Genomic DNA, 21688 nt, shown 5'->3' on the forward strand with positions numbered 1-21688 from the left:
TACGGTATGGCGACACCCAGTCGTCCCCCGTCGAACGCCAGGAAGTGGTGCCGATGTCCTCCCCCGCAACCGCTCCCCCGCCCGCCGCCAACCTCAAGCGCATCGTGGCCGCCAGTCTCATCGGCACCACCATCGAGTGGTACGACTTCTTCCTGTACGGGTCGGCCGCCGCGCTCGTGTTCAACAAGCTGTTCTTTCCGGAGTCCGCCCCGCTGGTCGGGACCCTGTTGTCCTTCCTCACCTATGCCGTCGGGTTCGCCGCGCGGCCGCTCGGGGCGCTCGTCTTCGGGCACTTCGGGGACCGGCTCGGGCGCAGGAAACTACTCGTGGTGAGCCTGCTGATGATGGGCGGGGCCACCTTCGGGATCGGACTGCTGCCCACCCACGCCACTGTGGGGGCCGCGGCTCCCGTGCTGCTCACGGCGCTGCGTCTGGTGCAGGGCTTCGCCCTCGGCGGCGAGTGGGGCGGCGCCGTGCTGCTGGTGTCGGAACACGGGGACGCCCGGCGGCGCGGGTTCTGGGCGTCGTGGCCGCAGACCGGAGCACCGGCGGGGCAGCTGCTCGCGGCGGGGGTGCTGTCCGCGCTCACCGCGCTCCTCAGTGACGCCGCGTTCACGGCATGGGGCTGGCGCATACCGTTCCTACTGTCGGGTGTGCTCGTGCTCGTCGGACTGTGGATCCGGCTCTCGGTCGACGAATCCCCGGTGTTCAAGACCGCGTTGGCCCGGGCGCAGGCACGTGAGGCGGACACCGTGACCGAGCGGCTGCCGCTGGTCGCGGTGCTCCGGGACCACTGGCGCGATGTCCTGGTCGCGATGGGGGCCCGGATGGCCGAGAACATCAGCTACTACGTGATCACCGCCTTCATTCTGGTGTACGCGACGGCCTCGGCCGGAATGGCCAAGCAGACCGCGCTCAACTCCGTACTCATCGCCTCCGCCGTGCACTTCGTCGTCATCCCGGCCTGGGGAGCGCTCTCGGACCGGATCGGGCGGCGGCCGGTGTATCTGATCGGCGCTCTCGGCGTCGGCGCGTGGATGTTCCCGTTCTTCGCGCTGATCGACAGCGGCGGCTTCGCCCGTCTGGTCGTCGCCGTCACTGTGGGCCTGGTCTTCCACGGGGCGATGTACGCGCCCCAGGCCGCCTTCTTCTCCGAGATGTTCGCGACCCGGATGCGTTACTCGGGGGCCTCCATCGGGGCGCAGTTCTCCTCCGTCGCGGCGGGCGCGCCGGCCCCGCTCATCGCGACGGCCCTGCTCTCCGACTACGGGTCGTCGACACCCATCGCCCTGTATGTCATCGCCGCCGTCCTGCTCACCGTCGTCGCCATCGGGTGTGCGCAGGAGACCCGGGAGCGGGACCTGGGACGGGTCGGCGACGGTGGGGCGGACCGTGCCGCGCACGGGTCGGCCATGGGCGACGGCGGATCCGCCGTCGATGTTCCCGATGCCCGAACTGCCTGAAGGAACAGCCCGGTTGGGGGTGCGGCGGCGGGCGTGGTCGCCCGCCGCCTCAGGGTGTCAGCGCCGGGGACGCCCGGTGCAGGCGCAGCGCCAGCTGGATCTCCAGGGCTCGGGCCGGGCACTGCCAGTCGGGGCCGAGGAGGCGGCCGATCCGCTCGATGCGCTGCGCCACCGTGTTCACATGGACGTGCAGCTCCTCTCGCGTACGGGCCGGGCTCATGCCGTTCGCGAAGTAGGCGTCCAGGGTGCGGACCAGGTCCGTGCCGCGCCGTCGGTCGTACGCCACGACCGCGCCGATCGTACGGTCGACGAAGCCGCCGATGTCGCGGGCGTCGGCGAGCAGCAGCCCGAGGAAGCCGAGGTCCTGGGCTGCTGCGCCTTCACCGGAACGGCCCAGCAGGCGCAGTGCTTCCAGGCAGCGGCGGGCTTCCGCATAGGCCGCGCCGACCGCCGCGGGTGTACTGGCCGGCGCCGTCACCACGGCCGACGCACCGACCGTGACCGGCTCGTGCAGGGCGCCGCTCAGCTGTTTCGCCGCCTGCCGGGCGACCTCGGCCGGGACCTCACCCGGGCCCAGCGGGAGCAGCAGCACCGTGCCGCCGTCGCGGGCGGAGGCGAGGCCGTGCCGGGTCGCGGCCAGGTACGCGGCGGCGGAGCCGATGCGCCGGCGCTCGGCCGTCCTGCGCGCGGCGCTCCCGGGGTCGGTGCCCTCGGTACGGGCGGCGAGCACCACGTGCGGGGCGTCCAGGTCGGCCCTCAGCCGGGCCGCGCGTTCGCGGAGCAGCCTCGGATCGCGGCCCGGCGCGTCCAGGAAGTCGTCCAACAGCTCACCCCTGACCCGCTGTTCGGCCTCGCCCGCCGAGCGCCGGGCGAGCAGCAGCAGCGAGGTGACCAGGGCGGCGCGCTCCAGGGTGCGCCGGTCGACGGGGTCGAGGGCGGCGTGGCCGTGCAGGACGAGGGCGCCCAGCAGTTCACCCCCGGCCGAAACCCCGGCGAGCCAGTCCTCGCCGTGGCGCAGCGCGTGGCCGTCGCTGTCGCCGAGCCGCAGCGCCGCGGCCTCGGCCGAGTCGGCGTCCGCGAACTCGACGGCGCCGTGCAGGACTTCGGAGACCGCGTCGGCCACCTCGCGCACTCCGCCGCCGCGCAGCACCAGTTCGGTGAGCCGGTCGTGCACCTCCGACGCCCGCTCCAGGACCGCGCTGTGATCCCGGATCGTCTCGTTCGCCCGCTCCAACTCGGCCAGCGCGGACCGGGTTTCGGCCAGGAGGTTGGCCGTGTCGATGGCGACGGCGGCGTGCGCGGCGAAGGAACCGAGCAGGGCGATCTCCTCACGGGCGAACACGCGCGGATGGCGGTCGGCCGCGAACAGCACTCCGATCACGGTGCTGCCGAGCATCAGCGGCACGCCGAGGATCGCGACGAGCCCCTCGTCCCGCACACCCGAGTCGATGGCGCTCGTGTGCTGGAAGCGGTCGTCCTCGAAGTAGCTCGCGGTGACGTACGGGCGGGCGGTCTGCGCCACGAGGCCGCCGAGCCCCTCACCCATGCCGAGGCGCAGCTGCTGGAAGCGGGCGGCGACCGACCCCTCGGTCACCCGCATGTAAGTGTCGCCCGCCGCAAGGTCGTTGAGGCTGAGGTAGGCGACCTCCGTGCCGAGCAGTGAGCGGGCCCGCTGCACGATGGCGCGCAGCACCGCGTCCAGATCGCGCAGGCCCGCCAGGTCGTGGGCGGTCTCGAAGAGCGCGGACAGCTCGGCCTCCCGGCGCCGGCGCCCTTCGAGATCGGCCCGTACGCGCAGGGCGAGCCGTTTCGCGGCGTCCAGGGCGGCCAGCGTCTCGGGGCCGGCACCGTCCGCCCGGGCCAGGAGCACCGGGCGGTCGTACGCCTCCGCGGGCGCGCCACGGGCGAGGAGCGCCAGGTAGGGGGCCTCGGGGCGGCCGACGAGTTGCCTGAGGTCGGCAGGTTGCCTGAGGTCCGCGGGTTGCCTGAGGTCGCTGCGTTGGTGGAGATCGCCGGGTTGCCGGGGATCGCCCAGGTGCTGGGGATCGCTGAGTCGCTGGTCGTCGTGGGACATGGTCACAGGGATACCTGCCGAACGGACGGCCTCGCCAGGCCTGTGGACAACTGTTGAGGGGTGCAGGACAAGCGGGTTCGGAGAGGCCCGGGCTTCGGTCGGGCCACCCCGGCCGGAGCCACCCCTAAGCCTGGCCCGGGCCCCCCGCCCCGGCCCCGACCTCGGCCCCGGCCCCCGCCCCGGCCCCGGCCCCGGCCCCGGGTCAGTGAGCCGTCCACCCTCCGTCGAGCGTCAGGGACGTACCCGTGATGAAGGACGCCTGCGCCGTGCACAGGTACGCCACCGCTTCGGCGACCTCGTGCGGCTCGACCAGCCGCTTGAGTGCCGTGTCCTTGAGCAGGACCTCGGCGAGGACGCGTTCCGCGGGGATGGCGTGCGCCGCTGCCTGGTCCGCGATCTGCCGTTCCACCAGGGGCGTGCGCACATACCCGGGGTTGACGCAGTTCGAGGTGACGCCGTGCGGGGCGCCTTCGAGGGCGGCGGTCTTGGACAGGCCCTCCAGGCCATGTTTGGCGGCCACATAGGCCGACTTGAAAGCTGAGGCCCGCAGCCCGTGGACCGACGACAGGTTGACGATGCGGCCCCACCCTCGCGCGTACATGTGCGGCAGTGCGCCCCTGATCAGCCGGAACGGCGCCTCCAGCATCACCGTGAGGACGGTGTGGAAGACATCGGGCGGGAACTCCTCGATGGGGCGCACCAGTTGGAGCCCCGCGTTGTTCACCAGGACGTCCGCTCCGGCGGCGGCCCGTTCGGCGGCGTCGAGGTCGGTCAGGTCCAGGACGACGGGCTCGACCGTGCCGTCGTGTCCCGCGGCGAGCGCGGTGAGCTCCTTCAGGCCGGTCGCGTCCCGGTCCACCGCCCTGACCAGCGCCCCGGCCGCGGCGAGACGGAGCGCACAGGCCTGTCCGATGCCGCTCGCGGCGCCCGTGACCAGGGCGGTGCGGCCCCTCAGGTCGACGGTGACGGCGGGCGGGAAAGGGGCGGGAGCGAGAGGCACGGTCATGTTCTCGACCCTAGGCAGGGGCTCCTCGGCCCCCCATGTGGTCGGCCCACATACTTCAGTGCTCAGTACTGGGCTGGAACCATGTGGGGCCGTCGGACTGGGCCTGCTTGATGCGGAACAGGGCGAACTCGCTGAGGGCGGGCAGGGCGTCCAGGGCGAACCAGCCCACTTCGAGGGACTCGTCGTCGTTCACGCGCGCCTCGCCCCCGACGGCGCGGCAGCGGAAGGCGATGTCCATGAACCGGCACTGGTCGCCGTTGGGATAGGTGATGGTGGACTGCCCGGCCTCCACCAGGACGACCCGCTCGGCCACGCACCGCACGCCCGTCTCCTCGTACACCTCGCGGACCGCGGTGTGGGCGGGCTCCTCCCCCGGCTCCGGAATCCCACCGATCGTCGACCACTGGCCGGTGTCGGCGCGACGGCCGAGCAGCACCCGGCCGTCGTCGTCGAAGACGATCGCACTCACACCCGGCAGCAGGAGCAGCTGGTGCCCGGCGAGGGCCCGGATGTCTTGGATGAAGTCAGGAGTTGCCATGCCCCGACCCTAATGGCCGTCCGGAACAGGCCTTCAGGCCCGCGTCCGCCGGCGGTCGCGTACGGTCCGGGTGACCGCCCAGGCCAGACCCGCGGCCGCCGTCGCGACGAGCAGCCACTCGGGCAGCGTGCCCAGCCGGGTCGCGGGCGTCTGCGAGGAGCGCAGCGGCACCTTGGCGACGAGCGAGGCCGGGGTGAACATGGCCGTCTTCTGGACGACCTTGCCGTCCGGCATGATCACGGCGCTGACGCCGCTGGTGACCGGCACGGTGACGGTCCTGCTGTGCTCGACGGCCCGCACCCGGGACATGGCGAGCTGCTGATAGGTCATCTCACTGCGGTCGAAGGTGGCGTTGTTGCTCGGTACGGAGATCAGCTGGGCACCCGAGGTGACGGTGTCGCGCACCGCCCAGTCGAAGGCGGCCTCGTAACACGTGGCGATACCGACCTTGGTGCCCGCCATGGTGAACACGCCCGGCCTGGTGCCCCGGTCGAAGTCCTCGCGGACCATGGAGGTGTAACCGGGGGCGAAGGTGCCGATGAGGCCGCGCAGCGGGATGTACTCGCCGAAGGGCTGGATCTGGCGCTTGTCGTACGTCGCGACCGGGCCGAGCTTCGGGTCCCACTGGACCTGCTCGTTGTAGAGCTTGGCTCCGTAGCCGCCCACCACGGCGCCGACCGAGATGGGTGCGTTGATGGCCTTGGCCGCCTGGTCGATGACGGCGCCGGCGTCCGCGTCCGCGAAGGGGTCGACGTCCGAGGAGTTCTCCGGCCACAGGACGAAGTCCGGCTGCGGCTCCTGGCCGGCCCTGACCCGGTCGGCGAGCCGCAGGGTCTCGCGTACGTGGTAGTCGAGCACGGCCCGGCGCTGGGAGTTGAAGTCGAGGCCGAGGCGGGGCACGTTGCCCTGGATCACGGCGACGGTCGCGGTGCCGTCCTGCGCGGCGTCGCTGACCAGGCCGCGGGCGCCGAGGGCGGCGGCGACCGGTACGACGACGGTGAGGAGCGCCGTCGCCACCGCGCCCTTGCGCACGCCTGCGGGTTCCGGCAGCCGCAGTGCTGTGCGCAGCGGTCCGGCGCCGCGGAGCCGCAGGGCCTGGCGCACGCACGCGTGGAGACCGAAGCCGCACAGCACCACGGCGAAGCCCAGTACGGGCGTGCCGCCGAGCGCCGCCAGCGGCAGGAAGGTGCCGTCGGCCTGACCGAAGGCGATCTTGCCCCAGGGGAACCCGCCGAACGGCGCCCGGGCGCGGGCCGCCTCGGCCGCGGTCCACAGGGCCGCCGACCACACCGGCCACAGCGGAAGCCGGGAAACCACGGCCATGCCCGCGCCCGCCGCGCCGATGAACAGGGCCTCGATGGCGGCGAGCCCCAGCCAGGGTCCGGGGCCGACCTCCACCCCGGTCCACACGAGGAGCGGCAGCAGGAAGCCGAGGCCGAAGAGGTAACCGAGACCGAGACCCGCCTTCCAGGTCCGGTCGCGCAGCACACCGCCGAGCACGGCGAACGCGAGCAGCGCCAGCCACCACAGCGGGCGGGGCGGGAAGCTCAGGTACAGGAGCACGCCACCGAGCACGGCCACGGCGGGCCCGACGAGACGGTGCAGCAGTGTCCGCAGCCGCGCGGGCGCGTCAGGTCGCGGTCCGAGCCGTTCCGGCTCGGTGGTGGGGGTTTCGGTGGTGCTCACCCGGCGGAGTCTACGGCGGGTCCCTGTGGGCCGGGGAGTCCGGCGGCCGGGGCGGAGGGTGCCCCGCGGACGTCAGGCCTTCAGGGACTTGGTGGCGCCGAGCAGGCGCAGGCGGTCGCGGATGACCCCGACCGCCGCTTCGGCGTCGTCCACGGTCACGGTGAAGACGCGCCCGTCGCCCAGCTTGAGTGCCACGCCCTCGCCCCGGCGCACGACGACGGCGGTGCCGATCTCGGGGCGCCAGCGGTAGCCCCAGCCGCCCCACTGGCGCGGGGTGACACTGGCCACGAAGTCGGCCCCGACGACATGGTCGAGGGGGATGCGGCGGCGCGGCAGCCCGATGTGGCCGCAGCGCACCTCCAGGCAGTCGTCGTCGACCTTGACCGCGACGTGCACGAAGGCGAGGGTTCCGAAGAGGACGAGTACACCGGCCGCCAGGCAGCCGATCACGGACATCAGCAGCGCGAGGACGCCGGACGTCCACGTCGAGTCGACGGCGAGCTCGACGCCGAGGGCGATGCAGGCCGCACCGGCGATGGCGAGGAGCCACTGGACACGGTTGGTCGCCCGGCCGATCCAGACCTCCGGCGGCGGCTCGACGGCGCCGGATCCGGTGCGGGGCTCGGGGGGCGTGGGGTACTCCCGGGACGGTTCCCTCATGTCTAGCAGGGTACTCAGGTTCCGCTCCGGTGGCACCGCCGTACGCTCAGTGAGCGGGGCTGACGGCCTGCAGGAGGCGCCCTTCGGGGTAGGCAAGGGCCACGTCGGGGAGGCTTCCGGGGCGCCCGCTGAGCAGCACCGTCAGGCCTGCGACCTGGGCGGCGTCGGGCGCCGGCAGGAGGCCGGCCCGGCGCAGGGCCTGGGCCGCCACGGGCTCGGCGCTGCCGAAGAAGGTGAGCGGGCCGCCGTTCGGGCGCAGCGCCGTACGGATGCGTTCGGCGACCAGCTCGTAATGGGTGCAGCCCAGGACGACGGTCCTCACGTCGGGCGGGGTGAGCGCGGCCGCGAGCGCGACGGCCCGGTCGATGGCGGCGTCGTCGGCGCGCTCCACGGCCTCGGCGAGGCCGGGGCAGGGCACCTCCGTGACGGGCACGCCGTCGGCGAATTCGCCGATGAGTCCGCGCTGGTACGGGCTCCCCGTGGTGGCCGGGGTGGCCCAGATCGCGAAGGGCTCGCGGCGGGCCGCGGCGGGCTTGATCGCCGGGACCGTGCCGATCACCGGGATCGCGGGTTCGAGAGCGGCCCGGATCGCGGGCAGGGCGTGCACGGACGCGGTGTTGCAGGCGATGATCAGGGCGTCGGGCCGCAGGCCGGCCGCCGCCTGTGCGACGGCGAGGGCGCGCTCCCTGATGCCCTCGGGCGTACGCGGCCCCCACGGCATGCCGTCCGGGTCGGACGAGATCACGAGTTCGGCGTCGGGCCGTAGGCGGCGTACCGCGGCGGCCGCGGCGAGCAGGCCGATTCCGGAGTCCATGAGCGCGATCTTCACCCGGTCACCATAGTCGACGGCCCCCGGCGAAACCGGCCGAGGTCCCGTGCGCGGACCGGGATGTGCGGCAGACTGCGGCGGGTGAGCGCCCTCGTATGGATCGCCGTGGTGTCCCTGGTCGTCTGGCTCTGGCTGCTGCTCGGGCAGGGTTTCTTCTGGCGTACGGACCAGCGGCTGCCACCGCTCGCGGACCTCACGGACTGGCCGGATGTCGCCGTGGTGGTGCCCGCCCGCGACGAGGCGGAGGTGCTGCCGCTGAGCCTGCCGTCGCTGCTCGGCCAGGACTATCCGGGCCGCGCCGAGATCTTCCTGGTGGACGACGGGAGCTCGGACGGCACCGGCGCGCTGGCCCGGGCGCTCGCCGACCGGCACGGCGGCCTGCCGTTGACCGTGGTCGCTCCGGGCGAGCCCGAGCCCGGCTGGACCGGCAAGCTGTGGGCCCTGCGCCAGGGCATGGCGCTCGCGCGGTCCGGGGGGCCCGGGGCGGACCCGGCGCGCGGAGAAGAAGGGGGGCTTGAGGGAAGGCGCCCCGAGTACTTCCTGCTCACCGACGCCGACATCGCGCACGGTGCGGGCAGCCTGCGCGGGCTCGTCGCGGCGGCGCGGGGCGGCGGCTTCGACCTGGTGTCGCAGATGGCCCGGCTGCGGGTGGCGAGCGGCTGGGAGCGGCTGATCGTGCCCGCGTTCGTCTACTTCTTCGCCCAGCTGTATCCGTTCCGCTGGATCAACGCCCGCAGGCCGCGTGCCACGGCCGCGGCCGGCGGCTGTGTGCTGCTGCGCGCTCAGGCCGCGGAGCGGGCACGCGTCCCGGAGGCGGTGCGGCAGGCGGTGATCGACGACGTGTCCGTGGCGCGCGCGGTGCGCCGGTCCGGCGGACGGGTCTGGCTGGGCCTCGCGGAACAGGTGGACAGCGTGCGCCCCTATCCGCGTCTGGCCGACCTGTGGCGGATGGTCTCGCGCAGCGCCTACGCCCAGCTGCGGCACAACCCGCTGGTGCTGGCCGGTACGGTCGCGGGCCTCGCGCTGGTCTATCTCGCCCCGCCGCTCACCCTCATCTCGGGCCTTGCGAGCGGGAGTTGGGGTGCGGCCTGGGCGGGCGGGCTCGCCTGGCTGGTGATGGCCGGCACCTATCTGCCGATGCTCCGTCACTACCGCCAGCCGCTCGCGCTCGCCCCGGCGCTGCCGTTCACGGCGCTGCTCTATCTCCTGATGACGGTGGACTCGGCGGTGCAGCACTACCGCGGCCGGGGTGCGGCCTGGAAGGGCCGCACCTATGCCCGCCCCGAGGCCGCACCCGAGCGGCCGTGAGGCGCGCTCACTTGCGGCCGGGCGTCCAGTTCATGCCCCAGCCGTAGGCCTGGTCTATGGTCCGCTGCGGGCTGACGCCGCGCGCGGGCACCAGATAGCGGGCCTCGCGCTGGACGACCAGGTCGCCGCCGTTGTTGGTGATCAGGGCGAGCGCGCAGACCGTCGAGGGCACGGTGCACTCGTCGAGGAAGAACTCGACGGGCGCGCCGAACTGCGGCTGGAGCGTCACGGTGGCGTGCAGGTCGGCGAAGCTGCGGGCGCCCTCGTAGATGGTGACGAAGATCAGCAGTCGGCGGAACTTGTCCTTCTGGTCGAGGTTGACGGTGAGGTTCTCGCCCGACTCGACGGCGCCGGTGCGGTCGTCGCCGTCGAGGTGGATGTACGGGGGCTGGTGGAGCGCGCCGAAGGCGTTGCCCAGGGCCTGGACGACGCCCTTGCGGCCGTCGGTCAGCTCGTACAGGGCGCACAGGTCGAGGTCGAGGTCGGAGTGGTTGGCGGTGGCGCGTCCCAGCTTGGCCCCCCAGCCGCTGAACTGCTTGCGGCTCTGCCAGTTGAGGTTGACCCGCATCGCACCGGAACTGCCGCCCTGCTTGGCGAGGGAGACCCGGGGGGCCTCCTTGGTGAGCGTCACCTTGGACAGCCGCACGGGCGTCGGGACGGTGGGCGGCGCCGGGACCGGCGCGGTCGGCGTGTGCCGCGCGGGTGGCTGGGCCGAGGGCGTGAACGGCGCCGGGGGCGGGGTGTAGGGCGACTGGGGCGCGGCCGGCCAAGTGGTCTGCGGCACGGTGGGCCCGCCGGACGCGCCGGCCGGTGTGTACGGGTTCGGCGGCGCGGCGGGCGGCTGCTGGGGCTTGTCGACGCTGATGCCGAAGTCGGTGGCCAGGCCTTCGAGCCCGCTGTCGTATCCCTGGCCGACCGCGCGGAACTTCCAGGCGCCCTGGCGCCGGTAGAGCTCGCCGAGGATGAAGGCGGTCTCGACGGTGGCGTCCTGGCTGTCGAAGCGGGCGAGCTCGGTGCCGCCCGCCGCGTCCAGGACGCGGATGCCGAGCCCGGGGACCCGCCCGAAGGTGCCGCCGTCGGCGGAGGCCGCGAGGACCACGCGCTCGACCGCGGGCTCCACCCGCGCCAGGTCGACGTAGAGGGTGTCCGTCACGGCGCCGGGCCCCGAGCGCTTGCCTTCGTGGCGTACGGCGCCCGAAGAATGGGCGGGCTGGTTGTAGAAGACGAAGTCGGCGTCCGAGCGCACCCGGCCGCCGGTCAGCAGCAGCGCCGAGGCGTCGACGTCGGGGACACCGGGGCCGGTCCGCCAGGCGAGTTCGATGCGTACCGAGTGCGCCGGCACCGGAACGTTGGCTCCTTTAAGCATGGACATGCTCTCCCCCATCACGCGTCGTGGTGCCCCGGAATCTTCTGTACGTCAACCTAATGCCCGATCGGACGCCGGGCCCGGGTTCCCGGGTTACCTCCCCGGAGGGCGGCGCGGGAAGTCGCACAAGGTGACGGTCCGTCGGGGACCTTCGCCCCGCAGATGGGGACTTTCGCGGCTCTCGCCGGGGGCGGCGGTCGGCTGGGATGGAAGACCCGCCCGCCGAGTGCCCCGCCCACTCACTGACCTACCCCTTCCCTGACCCGCCCGCTCGACAACTGCCCGCTCGCCGACCCACCCGCTCAACAACCGCCCGCTCGCCGACCCGCCCGCTCAACGTCCTGCCCCTTCCTGTGATCAAGACCGGTGTCCTCCATGTGCGCTCAGACCATCGCCCCAGCCTGCCCCCACCGCGAGGCGCTGCGTGGTGACGGCATGTGGGTGCTGCTCTCGCCCGCGGCCGAGCCGGGGGCGGCCGAGGTGATCCGGGCCAGCCCCCGGGCCCGGGCCGTCCTGCTCGCCGGCGGGACGGGGCGGTCGCGCTTCGGCGACCTCCTCGCGCCGGGCAGCGTCGCCATCTCGCGCCAGCTGCTCCTGGACGCCTCGCGCGGCGGCGGGCGCACCTACCGGCAGCCGATCGAGTACGCCCAGCCGGACGGCGCGGTCGTCTGCATGACGTCGGCGCGCGGGCTGACCCGGTGCGACGGCGGCCGGGCCCTGCTGGTGGAGATCGAGGAGCAGGAGCAGGGCGAGTGGCTGCACTGGGAGGCGCTGCGCTCCATGACCGTGCTGGCGGACCACTCCCTGTGGGTCTACGACGAGTCGAGCGACACGTTCGGCTGGCTCGACGGGGAGCGGCTCTACAACGGCCTCGGCCCCGGGGGCAGCATGTCGCTGGCCGAACTGCTCGCCCTGGTCCATCCCGAGGACGTGGGCCGCGTGGAGGACTCGTTCTGGGCGCTGCGCAAGGGAGAGACCGAGCAGGTCGACGTCGACTTCCGGATGCAGGACGAGCACGGCCGGCCGAACTGGCTGCGCACCCTGGCCCGGATGGTGCGCTTCGGCTTCGACGGGAGCCGGCGGGTGGTGGGGACGACGACCAACACCACCGCGGCCGTGGAGCGCCACCAGTCGCTCCTCAAGGCGCACGCCGCCGCCAGGCGCCGCGGCGACCTGGTGCAGCAGCTCGCCGCGGCGTTCGTGGCCGCCGCGACGGAGGACGAGCTGACGGCGGCGATCCTGAACAAGGTGGCCCCCGCGTTCGGCGGGAACGGCACGCTGCTGGCGTTCGTCGAGGAGGGCAGGCTGCGGGTGACGTTCGGCGACGGGATCGATCCGGCGCTCGCGCGCTCCCTGCACGGCCTGCCGCTGGACGCCCCCAAGCCGCTGACCGAGGCCATCCGCACCGGCACCCCGCTGTTCATCGCCACCCGGGACGACTACCGGCGCTCCTGGCCGCAGGCCCACGGCCTGCTGGACGCGACCGCCGCCGAGTCGTTCGTCATGATCCCGCTGCGCGGCCAGGGCGCGTCCCCGCTCGGCGGCTGGGTCGTCACCTTCGACCGGCCGCACGACCTGTCGAACCAGGAACGCACCCTGGCGGGCGTCATGGCGGACGTCGCCGGGCAGGCGTGGGAGCGCATCCGGCTGCAGTCCGCGCGCAGCGAGCTGGCCGCCACCGTGCAGCGCAATCTGCTCCCCGTCACCCTGCCGGACGCGCTCGGCTACGAGATCGAGGCCCGTTACAGCCCCGCCCACCAGGGCCTGGACGTCGGCGGCGACTGGTACGACGTGGTCGCGCTGCCGGACGGCAGCACGGCCTGCATCATCGGTGACGTCCAGGGCCACAACGTGCAGGCCGCCGCGCTGATGGGGCAGGTGCGCACCGCGATGCACGCCTACGCCTGGCAGGAGCCGGCTCCGGACCGGGTGCTGGCCCGCACCAACGACCTCATGCTCCAGATGCGGCTGCCGGTGTTCGCGACCTGCCTGTACGCCCTGCTCACCCCGGACGGCCGGGTCGAGACGGCGCGGGCGGGGCACGTTCCCCTGGTGCACTCCGCGCGGAGCGGGGCGAGGGTCCGCGAATATCCGGGCGGGCCGCCGCTCGGTGTGCTCGCCCGGAACACGTTCCCCGTATCGGCGTTCGCGCTGGCGCCGGGAGACCTGCTGACCCTGGTCACGGACGGACTGGTGGAAGGGCCTCAACTGCCGGTCGACACCGGCCTCGCAGCCGTCTGCGACACCACTTCCCGGCTGCGCGGGGCGCCCCTCGCCCGGATCGCGGACGCCCTCATGACACAAGGCGGCGACAGCTTGACGGGCCATGTGGACGACCGTGCGCTGCTCGTCGTCCGCCGCAGACGGGGGTGACGGGCCCCGAGCGGCGGCCGGCCGCTCCCGGGGCCGGTGGGGCCCAACGCCCTTGCCCGGGTGCCTTTTCACGGGCCGTCGGACATTGCCGGGGCGCCCGACCGTTTGCCCCGTGAAGGCCAGGGCAGGCGCACCTCGTGCTTCGGACCGGAGGCACGCCCACAGGACAGCTGTGCCCTGGGCGTGTCCGCCAACGGGCCCGCCACGACGCCCACCAGGGCCGATCGCGGGCACCCAGCCCCACCGACGTGCAGGAGCCCCCTCATGGCAACCGCCATGTCACACAAGCGCGATCACCACGACGCCCCCCGGACCACGGCGGCCTTCCGCCGCCTCCACGCGCTCGACGCCGGCCCCGAACACGACGCCCTGCGCGACGACCTCGTCGCCCAATGGCTGCCCATGTCACGGCGGTTGGCCGGGAAGTACCGGAATCGGGGTGCCGACCTCGAGGATCTGTGCCAGGTCGCGGCGATGGGCCTCGTCAAGGCCGTCGACCGCTACGAGGTGGCGCGCGGCGCGTTCGAGGCGTACGCGATCCCCACCATCAACGGCGAGATCAAGCGCCACTTCCGCGACGCGCTGTGGTCCGTCCACGTGCCGCGCCGCGTCCAGGAGCTGCGCAACAAGGTCCGCGTAGCGAGAAGTGAACTGCTGGCCGGCCAGGCGGGCGAGCCGACCGTCCCCCAACTCGCCGCCGCCTGCGGCCTGGAGGAGGACGAGGTGCGCGACGGCCTGGAGGCCATCGAGTCGTTCCGGAGCCTGTCCCTGGGGGCCGAGAGCGCGAGCGCCGGTGACGGCGAGGGGATGTCGCTGGTGGACGGCCTCGGCACGACGGACCCGGGCTACGACATCGCCGTCGACCGCGAGGCGGTCAAGCCCGCGCTGCGCGCCCTGCCGGAGCGCGAGTCGCAGATCCTCTACATGCGCTTCTTCCAGGACAAGACCCAGAACGAGATAGCCGGTGAACTCGGCATCTCCCAGATGCACGTGTCCCGGCTGATCACCCGGACCTGTGCCCGCGTCCGCCGTCAGGCGCTCGCCGAACACCGGGACGCGGCCTGAGCACGAGGCCGGCCCGCCAGGACGGGGGAGCCAGGCGGGCCGGTTCCACCACGATGCCACAACCGCCCGCTCCCGTGTCGCCGCCCCGTACCGGGCATGGCTGAAACGGGCCCCCGGCACCGGGCCACGACAAGGCCGCGAACGGGGTGCGGAGCACGCCGCGGGGCATCGCGGTTCGTAGCTCTCCGGGCACGGTTCGTAAACACGGAGCCCGCCGGAGAACCCCCGTGCGCGACAGCCCCGTTCGCGATGTTTCGCCAGGTCAGAACGGCAAAAGCGGCGCATATCGGATGACGCGGAGATTGGGACTCCCCAACGGCCACATCGTGGGCTTAACTTATGTGCCATGACCTCCCCCCGCTCCACCTATGGCGGCGGTTACTACTCCGCGCCGTTCTTCCCGGACACCCCCATCTACGACTCCCTCGTCGCAGAACGGGGTACGCCTCAGATCGCCCCGATCCGAGTGCCCTCCCTCTACGACACCGGCAGCAACCACCTGCCGGCGCTGCCGTCGGCCCTGCCCGCCCTGCCGGCCGCCCCCTCGCAGTACAACCCGTCCTACGCCTCGTCGTACGGATACCAGCAGCAGGCGCAGCAGCCGATGCCGCTCCAGCACGCGCCCGCCCCTTACATCCCGCAGCAGCCCTCGGCCCCGCGCGGCTACCAGGGCCAGCAGGCGATGCCGCAGCGTCCGATGAGCACCGGGTACGAGGCCATGCGGCCCGCCGCGCCCCGGCCGGCGCCCGCCGCCTACGAGGATCCGTACAACCGGCCCTACCAGGGCACCGGCTACTGATCCGTCGCGGAACCGGCCGCCCCGACCAGTGGTCAGGACGGCTGGCAGGATGACCTCATGAAGAGCGAATTCGACGCGGTCGTCCAGGGGATGCACATCCATCCCGTCAAGTCGGTCGGGGGACACGACGCGGCACAAGCGGTGGTCGAGCCATGGGGGCTCGCCGGGGACCGCCGCTGGATGCTGGTGGACACGGACGGCACGGCCGTCACGCAACGCGAACGGCCGCGTCTCGCCCTGAGCAGTGCCGCCACACTGCCGGGCGGGGGCGTGCGCCTGTCCGCGCCCGGGCGCGCCGATCTGGTCGTCGAGCCGCCGGAGCCGATGGCCGCCACGGGCGTCACGCTGTTCGGCACCAAGTTCAAGGCGGTGGCCGCGGGGGACGCCGCGCACGCGTGGTTCAGCGACTACCTGGGCACCGAGGTCCGGCTGATGCACCTCGACGACCCGGCCCGGCGCAGAACGATCGACGCCGACTACGCGCCGAACGGCGAGACGGTCAGCTTCGCCGACGGCTTCCCGCTCCAGATCGCGACGAGCGCCTCGCTCGACGCCCTCAACGCGCTGATCGCCGAGGGCGCGCACCCCGAGGAGGGGCCGCTGCCGATGAACCGGTTCCGCCCCAATGTCGTCCTCGACGGGACGGTGGCGTGGGCCGAGGACGACTGGTCGCGGATCTCGATCGGCGAGGTCTCCTTCCGGGTGGCCAAGCCGTGCGGACGCTGCATCATCACGACCACCGACCAGGCCGGCGCAGAGCGCGGCAAGGAGCCGCTGCGCACGCTCGCCCGGCATCGCAGGATCGGCAAGGCGCTGGCGTTCGGGGTCCTGGTGATCCCGGAGAACACCGGCACCCTCCGCGTGGGCGACCCGATGAGGGTGCTCGCCTGACCCCGGCGCGACGGCACGGCTCCCGGTCCTCGGGCATGGCTCCGCCGCACGCGGGAACTCCTTTGGAGGGCGGACGCGTTGGACAGGTCGGGCCGGACGGCCCAGGTCCCTGTTCGTGGCCGCCGGCGCGTATGCCGTCCCGGCCGGGACGGTCCGAGGCTCGAAGGGGTGCGTGATCGTGCGAGCGATGGCGGGCGTGTGGCGCTGGCGGCACAATCCGCTGTGCCGTGCGACCGATCGCGCGGAGGCCTGGATCGCGCTCGTCACCCTGGCCCTCATGCTGTTCGCCGCCCCCGCGATCGGGGTGCTGTGCGGTTGGCGCACCGACGCCTCGCTGCGGCAGGCCGTCGCCGAGCAGCGCCTGCACCGGCATCCGACGGCCGCGGTGGTGGTGAGCCGGGCCGAGCAGCGCGGGGACTTCTCCCAGCCGGACGGCCCGCCGGGCCATGTCGCCCGCACCAGGGTGGTCGCCAACTGGACGGCGCACGACGGCAGTTCGCACAGCGGCACGCTGTGGGCGCCGGTGAAGTCGCCCGCTCCCGGCGCCACGTTCCGGCTGTGGACGGACGACCACGGCCGTCCGGTGCCGCACCCGATGGCCCGGGCCGCGGCCGATACGCACGCGGTGTTCTCGGGTCTGTGCGCGGCCGCGGCCGCCGTCGGACTGGCGGAGGGCATACGGCGGTTGGCCGTAGGACAGCTGATACGGCGGCGGTATGCGCGGCTGGACCGCGCGTGGGCCCGATACGGTCCGGACTGGGGCCGTACCGGCGCGGGCAGCTGACCGGTCAACCCATCGGCGCCGCGCGCGCTACGGTGGACCACCAGTCGCACACGCACGAGGTCACGGTCGAGGTGGGTGCGATGACGCACGCACGAGGTGGGGGCACGGCAGCACGATGGCTCAGGGCACGGTCCAGGTGACGCACACGGGCACGTCGCGGTGGCGCCGCCGCACGGGTGAGTACGCCTCCTTGGCCGCGGCGCTTGAGGCCGCGGGCGACGGCGACGTGCTGACCATCGCCCCCGGCACGTACCGGGAGAATCTCGTTCTGCGCCGCTCGGTGACGCTGCGCGGTCCCGAGGGCGCCGTCGGCTCCGTCCGGATCGCTCCGGCGGACGGCGTGGCCCTGACGGTGAGCGCCTCCGCCACGGTGCGGGACCTGTATCTGGAGGGGCAGGACGCGGCGGCCCCCGCGCTCCTCGTCGAGGACGGTGCGCCCGAGCTCGTCGACCTGCGGGTGGTGACGCGTTCCGCGGTGGGCATCGAGGTGCGCGGCGGGGCCCGGCCGACGGTGCGGCGCTGCACGGTCGACAACCCGGGCGGTGTCGGCATCGGCGTCTTCGACGGTGCGGGCGGCCTGTTCGAGGAGTGCGAGGTCGTCGCGGCCGGGCAGTCCGGGGTCTCGGTGCACAGCGCCGGACACCCCCGCCTGGAGCGCTGCCGGGTGCACCACTCCGGTGGGGCCGGGCTGGCCGTGAGCGGTGAGGGCAGCGGTCTCGAGGCGCTCGGCTGCGAGGTGTACGAGGTCAAGGGCGCCGGCGTGCAGATCGCCTCGCGGGCCTCGGCCCAGCTGACCGACTGCACGGTGCACCGCACCTCCGCCGACGGCATCACCCTCGACACGGACGCGGTGCTCACGCTCGCGGACTGCGACATCCACGACATCCCGGAGAACGCGGTCGACCTGCGCTCGCGCGCGGTCCTGACGCTGACCCGCACCAAGGTCCGCCGCTTCGGGCGCAACGGCCTCTCGGTGTGGGACCCGGGCACCCGGGTCGACGCCAACCAGTGCGAGATCCACGAGAGCACGGGCGACTATCCGGCGGTGTGGGTCAGCGACGGCGCGGCCGCCGTCCTGGAGGGCTGCCGCGTCCATGACGTACCGGACGCGATCTTCGTGCTCGACCGCGGTTCGCGCGCCGATGTGGTGGACAGCGACCTGACGCAGGTCCGCAACACCGCCGTGTCCGTCAGCGACGGCGCCACCGCGCAGCTCGACGACTGCCGGATCCGGGAGGCCTCCACCGGCGCCTGGTTCCGCGACCACGGCAGCGGGGGCACGCTCGCGGGCTGCACCATCGACGGCGCGCAGACCGGGGTCATCGTGACCAAGGGCGCCGACCCGCGCATCGAGCGGGTCACCGTCACCTCGCCGGCCGAAGCGGGGTTCTACGTCTCCGCCGAGGGCCGCGGCACCTTCCACGCCTGCCGGGTGACCGGCAGCGGCGGCTTCGGCTTCCACGTCATCGACGGCTGTCGCACGACACTGACGCGCTGCCGCACCGAGCGCTGTGCGCGCCGGGGTTATGAGTTCTCGGAGGACGGCGCGGTGGTCGAGGACTGCACCAGCGACGAGAGCGGCGCACGGCCGGGCACTCCCGAACCGCCCGCCGTGCAGAGCGCGACGCAGACCATGGGCCTGCTGTCCGCGGTGCCCGGCCAACGCGCGGTCGAGCCCGCCGCGAGCGGGCACGCGGCGGACTCCGTGGCCGAGCCCGCGCGCAGTTCGGGCGCCGTGCTCGGCGAGCTGGACACCTTGGTGGGCCTGGACAGCGTGAAGCGCGAGGTGCGGGCGCTCACCGACATGATCGAGGTGGGCCGCAGGCGGCAGCAGGCCGGGCTCAAGGCCGCCTCGGCCCGCCGCCATCTGGTGTTCACCGGCTCCCCCGGCACCGGAAAGACCACCGTGGCCCGGCTCTACGGGGAGATCCTGGCCTCCCTCGGGGTCCTGGAGCGCGGCCATCTCGTCGAGGTCTCCCGGGTCGACCTGGTCGGTGAGCACATCGGCTCGACCGCGATCCGCACCCAGGAGGCCTTCGACCGGGCGCGCGGCGGTGTGCTGTTCATCGACGAGGCGTACGCCCTGTCCCCCGAGGACTCGGGCCGTGACTTCGGGCGCGAGGCCATCGACACCCTGGTGAAGCTGATGGAGGACCACCGGGAGGCGGTGGTGGTGATCGTCGCCGGGTACACCGCGGAGATGGAGCGCTTCCTCAGCGTCAACCCCGGTGTGGCGTCCCGCTTCTCACGCACCATCAGATTCTCGGACTACTCCGCCGAGGAGCTGCTGCGCATCGTGGAGCAGCAGGCCGACGAACACGAGTACCGGCTCGGCCCGGGCACCGCGGAGTGCCTCGTGAAGTACTTCACGGTGCTGCCCAGGGGCGCCGCGTTCGGCAACGGGCGCACCGCGCGCCAGACGTTCGAGTCGATGGTGGAGCGCCATGCGGGCCGGGTCGCCCAGCTGGCCGACGCCAGCACCGACGACCTGACCCTGCTCTACCCGGACGACCTGCCCGAACCGCTCTGATCCGTACGCTGCTTGGGCAATCCGTTCGCCAACTCGGCCAGCAGCAGGGCGCGTTCACGGGCGAAGGCGGGGTCGGCCTGGTAGTCGGAGTGCCCCAGGACCGGCGCGGGCAGCGGGTGCGCAGTGGTGCGGCCGTAGGCGACGGGGTCGAGCAGCGGGCCCCGGTCGATGTCCCCGCCGATCCGCACCGGCCCGCCGATCGGATCGGTGGCCCGCCACAGGTTCCGCCAGCAGTGCACCTCCTGGTGCAGGGCGGTGAGCGGGCCGGGGCCGAAGTAGGCCGGGAACCAGCGCCCGTACAGGCGCTCCACGGGACAGCCGTAGGTGAGCAGCGCGACCCGGCGCCGGGTGCCCGCGGGCAGTTGCCAGACGGCGGCCGCCGCGAGCACGCTGCCCTGGGAGTGCCCGGAGATCACCAGGCGGCCCCCGGTGCGCGCGGTCCAGGTGTTCATCCGCCAGGCGAGGTCGGGCACCGCGCGCTCGGCGTAGCAGGGGGGCGCGAAGGGGTGGGCGGCGCGCGGCCAGAACGTGCCGACGTCCCACAGGATGCCGACGGTGCGGCGGGCCGCGGCGTCCTTGTAGGCGCGCCGGCCCCAGGTGACGAAGAGCAGGAAGCCGAAGCCGGTGCACCAGGATCCGAGCGACTGGGCGGCGTCGGCGCCGAAGTCGACCGGCCCGGGCGCGGCGTCGGCGGCCCTGGCCGGCACTTCGCTGGTCCACCAGGCGCCCGCGAGGGCGGCCGCCCCGAGGAGCAGCGAGGCACCGGAGACGATGCCGAGGAAGAGCGGCGCGCGGTCGGTGAGGGCGGCCATGGCGCGGGCGGCGGCGATGCGGCGGGTGCGGGCTGCGTCGGGCCGTTCGGTCGGATAGTCGGCCTCCACGCGCGGCGCGTCGGCGCGTGCGGTGCGCCAGGTGCGGACGGCGAAGTACAGCACGACGGGCACGAGCAGGGCGATCAAGGCCGGGATCACCGAGGCCTGCCAGGTGAGCAGCGGGGGCGGGCCGTGGTAGGCCGAGCGGTCCATGCCCGGGGTGGCGCCGTGGTCCACCCAGTCGGCGACGCGCTGGGCCACACCGCCGGTCATCACTCCCCCGAGCGCACAGGCCAGCATGGCCACGGCGGGACCGCCGAGCCCCCGTAAGGCGGTGCGTTCACCGGGCGCCCGCCGGCACAGCACGGCGGCCACCACGGCGAGGGCCACCACCAGTACGCCCTGCGTAAGGGCGAGGAAGCCGAAGGAGCGGTCGCCCGGCAGGGTGCCGGCCGAGGACACCCAGGCGGGCCGGTCCCACGCCGCGTACACCACGGCGCAGCCGAGCAGGGCGAGCGCGCACGAGGGCAGCCAGGCGGTGATGGCCCGGTCGACGCGCTCGTCGAGATGCGACTCGGTCCGCCCCCGCTTGCACACCACCGCCACCACAACCACCGCCGCGCACCCCAGAGTTGCCTCCAGGAGCAGCCCTGCGGTGTCCAGGACGGCGCTGTCGGACGCGCGGTCGTGGCGGGCGGCGGCGACCGTGACGCCGAGGGCGGTGGTCAGGAATCCGGCGGCGGTGTGGGCGGCGCGCAGCCGGGCCACCAGGCGCCTGCCGTACCAGAACCCGGGACGGCTGAAGGCGGGCCGGGCGGCTTCGGTGGCGTCGTCCGCTGGGTCGGCGTTGAGCGGCTGCTGGGATTCGTACGCACTCCAGGTGCGGTTGGAGAGGTACCAGAGCAGCGCGGTCAGGCCCGCGGGCGCGAGGGCGGCGAGGGCGAGGCGGCGGCCGGGCTGCGACCACCAGCCGTGGTGGGCGACCGAGGCGAACCCGAGCCAGGACCAGGAGCGCGAGCAGGACGGTGAGCCGGCGCACTGCCAGGCGGTGAGGTCGAGCGCGACCTCGCAGGCGGCGGCCACGAGCAGCACGGTGAGGCTGAGCGCGACGAGCCGCACCAGCACCCCGTACAGCCGGATCGCCCAGCGCGGTTCCCTGGCGGGGGGACGCATCCAGTGCGCGAGGTTGATCACCATGAAGGGCAGCAGGAGCAGCCACAGGGCGCGGGCGCTGTTGCCGGAGGTCAGGTTGCACCAGACGTAGGCCTCGGGCACCGGGCGGTCGCGGTAGCGCTCGGGGTGCGCCTCGGCGTCGGCGTCCTCGGCGCGCCGGTGGATCGCCGCGGTGCCGTCGCCGGTGACGCGTACGGTGCGCGGGTCGTCGAGCATCTCCTGCGGGGTGGTGCCGCCGACGCCGTGCACCAGGAGTTCGAGGGCGGGTCCTGCGCTCTCGACGGTGGCGGCACCGGCCGGGACGAGGGGCGTGGCACGGGACACTTCTGCG

Annotated in this window: 16 protein-coding genes; 8 read left to right on the top strand and 8 right to left on the bottom strand. The window is 73.7% G+C overall.

Translation table 11 applies throughout. From position 1 onward, the window contains the following. Positions 1 to 53 precede the first annotated feature (53 nt). Positions 54 to 1463, top strand: coding sequence for an MFS transporter (locus tag ACGF3I_RS03430; protein WP_393128819.1), 1410 nt, complete (start codon positions 54 to 56; stop codon positions 1461 to 1463). Between the two features lie 49 nt (positions 1464 to 1512). On the opposite strand, the gene ACGF3I_RS03435 is transcribed toward ACGF3I_RS03430, so the two are convergent. From ACGF3I_RS03435 to ACGF3I_RS03460, 6 genes are all read right to left on the bottom strand, one after another. Continuing rightward, positions 1513 to 3537: a helix-turn-helix domain-containing protein gene (locus ACGF3I_RS03435; protein WP_393128820.1), complete on the bottom strand. Its 2025-nt coding sequence runs from the start codon at positions 3535 to 3537 to the stop codon at positions 1513 to 1515. A 202-nt stretch (positions 3538 to 3739) separates the two neighbouring features. Continuing rightward, entirely contained in the window at positions 3740 to 4543 is an 804-nt protein-coding gene (locus ACGF3I_RS03440) for a 3-hydroxybutyrate dehydrogenase (RefSeq protein ID WP_393128821.1), read from the bottom strand. A 55-nt stretch (positions 4544 to 4598) separates the two neighbouring features. Further along, a complete protein-coding gene (locus tag ACGF3I_RS03445; RefSeq protein WP_393128823.1) occupies positions 4599 to 5081 on the bottom strand; it encodes an NUDIX domain-containing protein in 483 nt (160 codons plus the stop codon). Positions 5082 to 5114: 33 nt separating this feature from the next. Beyond that, the gene (lnt, locus tag ACGF3I_RS03450) at positions 5115 to 6767 is read right to left on the bottom strand and encodes an apolipoprotein N-acyltransferase (protein ID WP_393128824.1); all 1653 of its coding nucleotides are present in this window, start codon (positions 6765 to 6767) and stop codon (positions 5115 to 5117) included. 72 nt (positions 6768 to 6839) lie between these two features. Beyond that, complete coding sequence (locus ACGF3I_RS03455) at positions 6840 to 7427, bottom strand: hypothetical protein (RefSeq protein ID WP_393128825.1); 588 nt, start codon at positions 7425 to 7427, stop codon at positions 6840 to 6842. 46 nt (positions 7428 to 7473) lie between these two features. Continuing rightward, on the bottom strand, positions 7474 to 8256 hold the full coding sequence (locus ACGF3I_RS03460) for a glutamate racemase (protein WP_393128827.1): 783 nt from the start codon (positions 8254 to 8256) through the stop codon (positions 7474 to 7476). Between the two features lie 60 nt (positions 8257 to 8316). Here ACGF3I_RS03460 and ACGF3I_RS03465 point away from each other — a divergent pair, with 60 nt between their 5' ends. Further along, positions 8317 to 9564 (top strand): glycosyltransferase, encoded by a 1248-nt coding sequence (locus tag ACGF3I_RS03465; RefSeq protein WP_393128828.1) that lies wholly within the window; start codon positions 8317 to 8319, stop codon positions 9562 to 9564. A gap of 7 nt (positions 9565 to 9571) precedes the next feature. Here ACGF3I_RS03465 and ACGF3I_RS03470 read toward each other — a convergent pair whose 3' ends face one another. Further along, on the bottom strand, positions 9572 to 10930 hold the full coding sequence (locus ACGF3I_RS03470; protein WP_393129113.1) for a TerD family protein: 1359 nt from the start codon (positions 10928 to 10930) through the stop codon (positions 9572 to 9574). A gap of 375 nt (positions 10931 to 11305) precedes the next feature. Here ACGF3I_RS03470 and ACGF3I_RS03475 point away from each other — a divergent pair, with 375 nt between their 5' ends. The 6 genes from ACGF3I_RS03475 (at position 11306) to ACGF3I_RS03500 (ending at position 19372) form a co-directional block, all read left to right on the top strand. After that, complete coding sequence (locus tag ACGF3I_RS03475; RefSeq protein ID WP_393128829.1) at positions 11306 to 13303, top strand: SpoIIE family protein phosphatase; 1998 nt, start codon at positions 11306 to 11308, stop codon at positions 13301 to 13303. Positions 13304 to 13567: 264 nt separating this feature from the next. Then, entirely contained in the window at positions 13568 to 14368 is an 801-nt protein-coding gene (locus ACGF3I_RS03480; RefSeq protein WP_393128830.1) for a SigB/SigF/SigG family RNA polymerase sigma factor, read from the top strand. Positions 14369 to 14714: 346 nt separating this feature from the next. Next, entirely contained in the window at positions 14715 to 15167 is a 453-nt protein-coding gene (locus ACGF3I_RS03485) for a DUF6643 family protein (RefSeq protein WP_393128831.1), read from the top strand. Between the two features lie 57 nt (positions 15168 to 15224). Continuing rightward, positions 15225 to 16058: an MOSC domain-containing protein gene (locus ACGF3I_RS03490; protein ID WP_393128833.1), complete on the top strand. Its 834-nt coding sequence runs from the start codon at positions 15225 to 15227 to the stop codon at positions 16056 to 16058. A 172-nt stretch (positions 16059 to 16230) separates the two neighbouring features. Next, positions 16231 to 16842, top strand: coding sequence for a hypothetical protein (locus ACGF3I_RS03495; RefSeq protein ID WP_393128834.1), 612 nt, complete (start codon positions 16231 to 16233; stop codon positions 16840 to 16842). A gap of 115 nt (positions 16843 to 16957) precedes the next feature. After that, positions 16958 to 19372 (top strand): right-handed parallel beta-helix repeat-containing protein, encoded by a 2415-nt coding sequence (locus ACGF3I_RS03500; RefSeq protein WP_393128835.1) that lies wholly within the window; start codon positions 16958 to 16960, stop codon positions 19370 to 19372. Here ACGF3I_RS03500 and ACGF3I_RS03505 read toward each other — a convergent pair. Beyond that, entirely contained in the window at positions 19342 to 21681 is a 2340-nt protein-coding gene (locus tag ACGF3I_RS03505; protein ID WP_393128836.1) for a hypothetical protein, read from the bottom strand. The two genes, ACGF3I_RS03500 and ACGF3I_RS03505, sit on opposite strands and share 31 nt — an antisense overlap. Between the last annotated feature and the right edge of the window lie 7 nt (positions 21682 to 21688).

It is taken from the genome of Streptomyces sp. NPDC048111, from assembly GCF_043202815.1.
GTDB lineage: Bacteria > Actinomycetota > Actinomycetes > Streptomycetales > Streptomycetaceae > Streptomyces.

Excerpts from the sequence above, each read along its gene's own strand:
- ACGF3I_RS03440 (WP_393128821.1), bottom strand. The coding sequence starts at position 4,543 with ATGACCGTGCCTCTCGCTCCCGCCCCTTTCCCGCCCGCCGTCACCGTC.
- ACGF3I_RS03470 (WP_393129113.1), bottom strand. The coding sequence starts at position 10,930 with ATGCTTAAAGGAGCCAACGTTCCGGTGCCGGCGCACTCGGTACGCATC.
- ACGF3I_RS03465 (WP_393128828.1), top strand. The coding sequence starts at position 8,317 with ATGTGCGGCAGACTGCGGCGGGTGAGCGCCCTCGTATGGATCGCCGTG.
- ACGF3I_RS03435 (WP_393128820.1), bottom strand. The coding sequence starts at position 3,537 with ATGTCCCACGACGACCAGCGACTCAGCGATCCCCAGCACCTGGGCGAT.
- ACGF3I_RS03480 (WP_393128830.1), top strand. The coding sequence starts at position 13,568 with ATGGCAACCGCCATGTCACACAAGCGCGATCACCACGACGCCCCCCGG.
- ACGF3I_RS03430 (WP_393128819.1), top strand. The coding sequence starts at position 54 with ATGTCCTCCCCCGCAACCGCTCCCCCGCCCGCCGCCAACCTCAAGCGC.
- ACGF3I_RS03485 (WP_393128831.1), top strand. The coding sequence starts at position 14,715 with ATGACCTCCCCCCGCTCCACCTATGGCGGCGGTTACTACTCCGCGCCG.
- ACGF3I_RS03455 (WP_393128825.1), bottom strand. The coding sequence starts at position 7,427 with ATGAGGGAACCGTCCCGGGAGTACCCCACGCCCCCCGAGCCCCGCACC.
- ACGF3I_RS03490 (WP_393128833.1), top strand. The coding sequence starts at position 15,225 with ATGAAGAGCGAATTCGACGCGGTCGTCCAGGGGATGCACATCCATCCC.
- ACGF3I_RS03445 (WP_393128823.1), bottom strand. The coding sequence starts at position 5,081 with ATGGCAACTCCTGACTTCATCCAAGACATCCGGGCCCTCGCCGGGCAC.
- ACGF3I_RS03475 (WP_393128829.1), top strand. The coding sequence starts at position 11,306 with ATGTGCGCTCAGACCATCGCCCCAGCCTGCCCCCACCGCGAGGCGCTG.
- ACGF3I_RS03500 (WP_393128835.1), top strand. The coding sequence starts at position 16,958 with ATGGCTCAGGGCACGGTCCAGGTGACGCACACGGGCACGTCGCGGTGG.